Raw genomic sequence first — 6026 nt, 5'->3', positions numbered from 1 at the left:
CATCGCCATTGGCGACCAACAGAACGCGATCAAAAGTAACGGATACGCCGGTAGCGATTTCCAGTTTTTCGATCTTCAGGTATTCACCTGGGGCGACCTTGTATTGCTTGCCACCAGTAACAATTACTGCGTACGACATGGTATTTCTCCGATAATCCTGCTCACCCAGCTCTTTATAAGAAGAGGTATTGGCTGGCATGGCTGCATTGGGCTGGAAGGCCTGTTTGCAATTGCGTAAGGCAGGTGCTGCCCAGGAAGTTCAGGGTGCGCGATTGTACGCAAGCTGCCGGAGCGATGCAAGAGGCCGTCCATCGTACCTTGACACCCGCCGACGTGGGTCCTAGCATGCCGCGCAACCCTTCTGGAGCAACTGTCGCTGATGCAACCCCAAGCTTTCTACCGCGCGGTGGCGGACGATTTTAGCGCCGTCGACGGCATCATCAAGAAGCAGCTGACTTCCCGAGTGCCGCTGGTATCGAAAATCGGCGATTACATTACCTCGGCTGGCGGTAAACGCCTGCGCCCTCTATTGGTTTTGCTGTGTGGCAAGGCTCTGGGTCGCGAAGGCGATGACCTGCGCCTGCTGGCCGCGACCATCGAGTTCCTGCACACCGCGACCTTGCTGCATGACGACGTGGTCGACATGTCCGGCATGCGCCGTGGCCGCTCGACCGCCAACGCCATGTGGGGCAACGCCCCTAGCGTGCTGGTGGGCGACTTCCTGTATTCGCGGTCCTTCGAAATGATGGTCGAACTGGGCTCCATGCCGGTGATGAAAATCCTTTCGCAAGCCACGCGCATCATCGCCGAAGGCGAAGTGTTGCAGCTGTCCAAGGTTCGTGACGCCAGCACCACCGAAGAAACCTACATGGAAGTCATCCGCGGCAAGACCGCAATGCTCTTCGAAGCGTCGACACACAGTGCTGCAGCGCTCTGCGAAGCGACATCGGAACAGTCAGAAGCCCTGCGCACCTTCGGCGATCATCTGGGCGTGGCGTTCCAATTGGTCGACGACTTGCTGGACTACAAAGGCGACGCCGAAACCCTGGGCAAGAACGTCGGTGACGATCTGGCTGAAGGCAAACCGACCCTGCCGCTGATCTACACCATGCGCGAAGGCACGCCGGAGCAGGCTGCCCTGGTGCGCAAGGCGATCCAGAAAGGCGGCATCGAAGACCTGGAAAGCATCCGCGAAGCCGTGGAAGCCTCAGGTTCGCTGGATTACACCGCCCAACTGGCCCGTGACTACGTGGCCCGCGCGATCAAGTGCCTCGATGCGCTGCCTGCCAGCGAATACCGCGATGCACTGGTCGAGTTGAGCGAGTTTGCGGTCGCCCGTACGCACTAAAAGCAAGATCAAAAGATCGCAGCCTTCGGCAGCTCCTACAGTGTTTTGTGTACACCTGTAGGAGCTGCCGAAGGCTGCGATCTTTTGCTGTGTGCCCCTCCTCCGATAAAACCCTATACAATGTGCGCTTTTTAGCGATCCTGAACCCAAGGAGCTTTAGTGAGCACGTTGCCACCCTGCCCAAAATGCAATTCCGAATACACCTACGAAGACGGCGCCCTGCTGATCTGCCCTGAGTGCGCCCACGAGTGGTCCGCCAGCGGCGAAGCCGAAGCAGTGTCCGATGACACCGTGAAAAAGGATTCGGTCGGCAACGTCCTGCAGGACGGCGACACCATCACCGTGATCAAGGACCTCAAGGTCAAGGGCACGTCGCTAGTGGTCAAGGTCGGCACCAAGGTCAAGAACATCCGCCTGTGCGATGGTGATCACGACATCGACTGCAAGATCGACGGCATCGGCCCGATGAAGCTCAAATCCGAGTTCGTCAGAAAAGTCTGAGCCTGCTGTATTCCATCCCGCGTCCTGCGTGGGATGGTGCTTCACCCTCCCCCGCTTCGCCCAACAACCCCTCGCAATAGCCAAACGCCAGCCGTTTTACCTTACGCAACCTTTACCCTTAAAAAAACACAAACCGCCAATAGGTCCTTGCTATTTAATGAATAAGAATTATTCTCATTGAAACCCATCAATGGAGATGAGACCCATGACTTATTTGATCGATGCCTGGCTGGACCGCCCACACCCTTACCTCAGGATCCTGCATCGGGAAACCGGGGAAGTCTGTGCGGTGCTTGAAGAAGAAGCCTTGAACGAGCTGCAGGATCAGGGTGATCTGGACGTCAACGGCTTGAGTTCCAGCGAGCCGGTGGTGCTCAAGGAACTGGTGCGCAATCTGTTTCTGTTCTGCTATGCCCGGGCATTGCGCCCGACAAGCGAACTGCACCACAAGATCGAAATATGAAAAACGCTGAAAAACCCTGTAGGGGCAGAGCGCCTACAGGGTTACGGTCTTACAGAACGTCGAGCAGTTCGACGTCGAATACCAGTACGCTGTGCGGCGGAATGCTGCCAACGCCTTGAGCGCCGTAAGCCAGCTCGCTCGGCACGTACAGACGCCATTTGCTGCCGGCGTTCATCAGTTGCAGGGCTTCGGTCCAGCCAGCGATCACGCCGCCAACCGGGAATTCTGCAGGCTGACCACGATCATAGGAGCTGTCGAACACAGTGCCATCGATCAGAGTGCCGTGGTAGTGAGTGCGCACTTGATCTTCACGGGTTGGCTTGGCGCCTTCACCCTGAGTCAGCACTTCGAATTGCAGGCCGGAAGCCAGGGTGGTGATGCCATCACGCTTGGCGTTTTCAGCCAGGAATGCCAGGCCTTCGCCAGCAGCGGCTTCAGCTTTGGCAGCTGCTTCAGCTTGCATGATTTCGCGAATGACCTTGAAGCTCGCGGACATTTCTTCCTGACCCACACGGCTTTCCTTGCCGGCGAAAGCGTCAGTCAGACCTGCCAGGATCGCGTCCAGGCTAACGCCCGGTGGCGGGTTGTCGCGCAGTTGGTCGCCCAGCTGACGGCCAATACCGTAGCTGACGCGGGTTTCGTCGGTGGACAGATTTACTTCGGACATGACACTGCTCCGCTGTGCGGACGGCCCTGGAACTTGCCGTGCGTACACAGCGCGTCCCGGAGCGCCCGGAACCAAAAGGGCCAGCAGACTAGCACAGATGCCATTGCGTTGATGAGGGGTGTCAGTGCTGACACCCGATCGGGACCTTCAGACTCTCTTCGGTGCTGCCCCCCAGCCCGCACATTTCATCATGAACCGAGGTGTGCACAAGGTTGAATGGCAAGTTGGGGAAGGAATGAAGCACTTCACGCGCATGCTCGACCGATCGCAGATGAAACGTCTCGCCGTGAGCATCACTCAGTGGATACGCCGCGCCATGCATCCGCGCTTCCAACAGGTAGATCCCGCCTTCCATCGAGATCAGGTTGAGTTCATCGATCTTCCCGGCGATGGCATAGGCATTCAACTCTTGCAGGTTCATGAACATACCTCACACAGTGGCGAGCCAAGATCCTTACAGGCATAGGCCTCGGCGCATCAAAGTACAAGCCACAAACGACACCGCCCGTCTGTTTCGCAACAGACAGGCGGTTTGGTATAGCGATAAAAAGCGATCAGTGCTTGGTCAGCTTATCCAGATAACCCATGGCAAACGCCGAAATCACGAAGGTCATATGGATGATCACGTACCACTTCAAATGCTCGGGATCGAGGTTCTGGGCGTCCATGAAAACCCGCAGCAGGTGAATGGACGAAATCGCCACGATGGAGGCTGCCACTTTCATCTTCAGCGAAGAAGAATCCATGGTGCCCAGCCAGTTGAGTTTCTCCTTGCTTTCGTCGATATCCAGCTGGGAAACAAAGTTCTCGTAACCGGAAATCATCACCATCACCAGCAAACCGCCCACCAGCGCCATGTCGATCAGCGACAGCAGCACCAGAATCAGTTCCGACTCGACCATCGAGAATACGTTAGGGATGACGTGAAACACTTCCTGGAAAAATTTCAGCGCCAGGGCCAGCAGTCCAAGGGACAGACCGAAGTAGATCGGCGCCAGCAGCCAGCGGCTGGCGTACATTGCATTTTCGATAAAGCGTTCCATTGACTCTCACACGTGGGGTTGGAAATGGCTGCGAGTATACCAGCCGCCTGTCTATACCCAGAAGCAGCCAGAAACCGTCGAAAAATCCGCAACCTGCGCGTGTGTGACAAGGTTTTTCTGCTAGTGTCCAAAGCATTGACAGCTCAGCAACATCGGACAGGAAGACGGGAAATGGATGTGCGATTGCCTTTAACGAGCGCCGGTATTTGCCTGGCCTTGCTGATGAGCGCCTGCTCACCCAGCGATGAGAAGCGCCAGGTCAGCCTCGAGGAAAAGACTGCGCAGTTCGAGAAGTCTCTGGATGCGATTCAGGATCCGAAACTCAAGGATGCCGTGGCTGAACTCGGCGGCTCACTGTTGTTGCTCGAGCGTGCGCAACTCAAGCTGGACAGCAAACCGGTGGAAACAGAGTATGGCGAAGACGCCCTCGCCATCCTCAAGCACTATCCGACGCCCCAAGCCTTGGTCGACACGTACATCAACGGTCTGTTCGTGCTGCACAAAGACTCCAGTTCCGACTATCTGACCGATCTGCAACCGGTGTTCCCCTTCAACTTCAACATTCCGGTCGCGTTTCTCTTTCCCCATAGTCTTGAATGGCAATCGGTGACCTTGAGCAACAAACGCGTCATCCCGTTTCAGCCGGAATGGTCAGAAACCGATCCCGGCATTCAACTGAGCCCATCGAGTTCAAACCTGACCAACCCCGACGACCTGACGGTGACCTACCCTTTCATCGATGGCCTGGATGTCGAAAACAAGAACCAGCCACAACCGGTGAGCCTGCAAGGCAAGGTGGAAGTCATCGCGCCGCGCCGGCTCTACAGCTTCGACCTGACGAAAAAGGACGTTGGCCAGACTCGCACCAACGACAACCTCAGCGTCACCCTGCTGAACCTTGCAAACAACTACGCCGAAATCGAATTCAACAACAGCGCGCCACTGGCCCCCGAGGTCAGCGAAACACCGTTGAACCCGCTGATCGTCCAGGCCAAGGACAGCACCGGGCAATTTCTCTCGCGCTCAGGCTCGATCAACGAAACCTCCGCACAAATAGCCTTCTATCAAAAGCAACTGGCGAAAATGCAACAGCAGAAAGCCTGGAGCGAGAGCTTCGAGAAACAGGTCGATGAAGAGCAGCGCGCCTTTGAGAAGCAACAGAGCCACCAGTATTCCAAGGTGTACTTCAACGGGCCGATCGAAACTCTTGAGGTCAGCGTACTGGACTTTTCAACCGCCACGGTGACCCGCAAGGACCTGAACCTGCCGGTACTTCGCTTCGACCCACACACCACGCAAAAGACCATCCAGCCACTGACGCTGCCGGTGGTGGTGTACGACGACCAGGCCCCGACCTGGCTCAAGGGCGCCACACTTGGCGAGGAACAACTGAAAAAGAGCGTCCGCATCAATCAGTCGGTCGAAGACCCCAGTGCCGCGCGAATCGAGTTTGATCACCGCAAAAGCTTCAATGATGAGCTGCTCGGCACCTCCTTCAACCCCGGTGAGAGCCCGGTCAGTTTCTTTACCGAGGACGGTAACGGCAAACGCGATGAGCCGATCGAATTGCCGCCTGAGGCTTACCAGGTCGATCCCCTGCGCGGCACCATCACCTACGACTTGAACCTGTTTCCAGAAACCCCGGCTTACGCCGTGGGCTCCATGCCGCTGTTTCTCGCCACCGTCGAAAAGAAAACCATCGACGCCCTCCAGTTGCCCAAAGGGCTGGCGCTCAAGGGCAATGCGCTGGTGGTTGATCTGAAGCAGTTTCCCGCCCAGGACTGGCGTTTCTTCGCCAAGGACGACAGCGGCAATTATCTGAAGGAGATTCTTTCGGTCAGCCACGATGCGAGCGCAGAAGGCCCGGCATTATTGGGGGTGCATTATTTCTACGGGCAGCCTGCCCGTCTGGAAACCTATCAACGTACCGATCTCTCCACCGTGCAATATGGCTTCGAGGTCAAACTCGACAAGGCGGACACGTCCAACCTTGCTCAATAGCCT

General features: G+C 56.7%; 8 protein-coding genes. 4 read left to right on the top strand and 4 right to left on the bottom strand.

What is annotated here, in order from left to right:
• Nucleotides 1–139, bottom strand: a 139-nt coding sequence (gene rplU, locus ACIQU2_RS24855) for a 50S ribosomal protein L21 (RefSeq protein WP_403144636.1), incomplete at its 3' end; no start/stop codon positions are given.
• Between the two features lie 240 nt (nt 140–379).
• On the opposite strand from rplU, the gene ACIQU2_RS24850 reads away from it, so the two are divergent.
• From ACIQU2_RS24850 to ACIQU2_RS24840, 3 genes are all read left to right on the top strand, one after another.
• Nucleotides 380–1348: a polyprenyl synthetase family protein gene (locus ACIQU2_RS24850; RefSeq protein ID WP_033054288.1), complete on the top strand. Its 969-nt coding sequence runs from the start codon at nt 380–382 to the stop codon at nt 1346–1348.
• A gap of 159 nt (nt 1349–1507) precedes the next feature.
• On the top strand, nt 1508–1849 hold the full coding sequence (locus ACIQU2_RS24845) for a zinc ribbon domain-containing protein YjdM (protein ID WP_347804758.1): 342 nt from the start codon (nt 1508–1510) through the stop codon (nt 1847–1849).
• Between the two features lie 205 nt (nt 1850–2054).
• Nucleotides 2055–2312, top strand: a complete 258-nt coding sequence (locus ACIQU2_RS24840) for a hypothetical protein (protein WP_008154268.1) — start codon at nt 2055–2057, stop codon at nt 2310–2312.
• Between the two features lie 49 nt (nt 2313–2361).
• Here ACIQU2_RS24840 and ACIQU2_RS24835 read toward each other — a convergent pair whose 3' ends face one another.
• From ACIQU2_RS24835 to ACIQU2_RS24825, 3 genes are all read right to left on the bottom strand, one after another.
• Nucleotides 2362–2979, bottom strand: coding sequence for an FKBP-type peptidyl-prolyl cis-trans isomerase (locus ACIQU2_RS24835; RefSeq protein ID WP_046048787.1), 618 nt, complete (start codon nt 2977–2979; stop codon nt 2362–2364).
• A gap of 121 nt (nt 2980–3100) precedes the next feature.
• Nucleotides 3101–3400 carry a DUF6482 family protein gene (locus tag ACIQU2_RS24830; protein WP_403144631.1) on the bottom strand — a complete coding sequence of 100 codons (300 nt, stop codon included), beginning with the start codon at nt 3398–3400 and terminating at the stop codon, nt 3101–3103.
• A gap of 133 nt (nt 3401–3533) precedes the next feature.
• Nucleotides 3534–4022: a TIGR00645 family protein gene (locus ACIQU2_RS24825; protein WP_347804760.1), complete on the bottom strand. Its 489-nt coding sequence runs from the start codon at nt 4020–4022 to the stop codon at nt 3534–3536.
• A gap of 171 nt (nt 4023–4193) precedes the next feature.
• On the opposite strand from ACIQU2_RS24825, the gene ACIQU2_RS24820 reads away from it, so the two are divergent.
• The gene (locus ACIQU2_RS24820; RefSeq protein ID WP_403144628.1) at nt 4194–6023 is read left to right on the top strand and encodes a hypothetical protein; all 1830 of its coding nucleotides are present in this window, start codon (nt 4194–4196) and stop codon (nt 6021–6023) included.
• Nucleotides 6024–6026: the final 3 nt, after the last annotated feature.

Source organism: Pseudomonas sp. NPDC098740, from assembly GCF_044760065.1.
GTDB lineage: Bacteria > Pseudomonadota > Gammaproteobacteria > Pseudomonadales > Pseudomonadaceae > Aquipseudomonas > Aquipseudomonas rossensis.
This window is presented reverse-complemented; position numbering and strand designations above follow the sequence as displayed.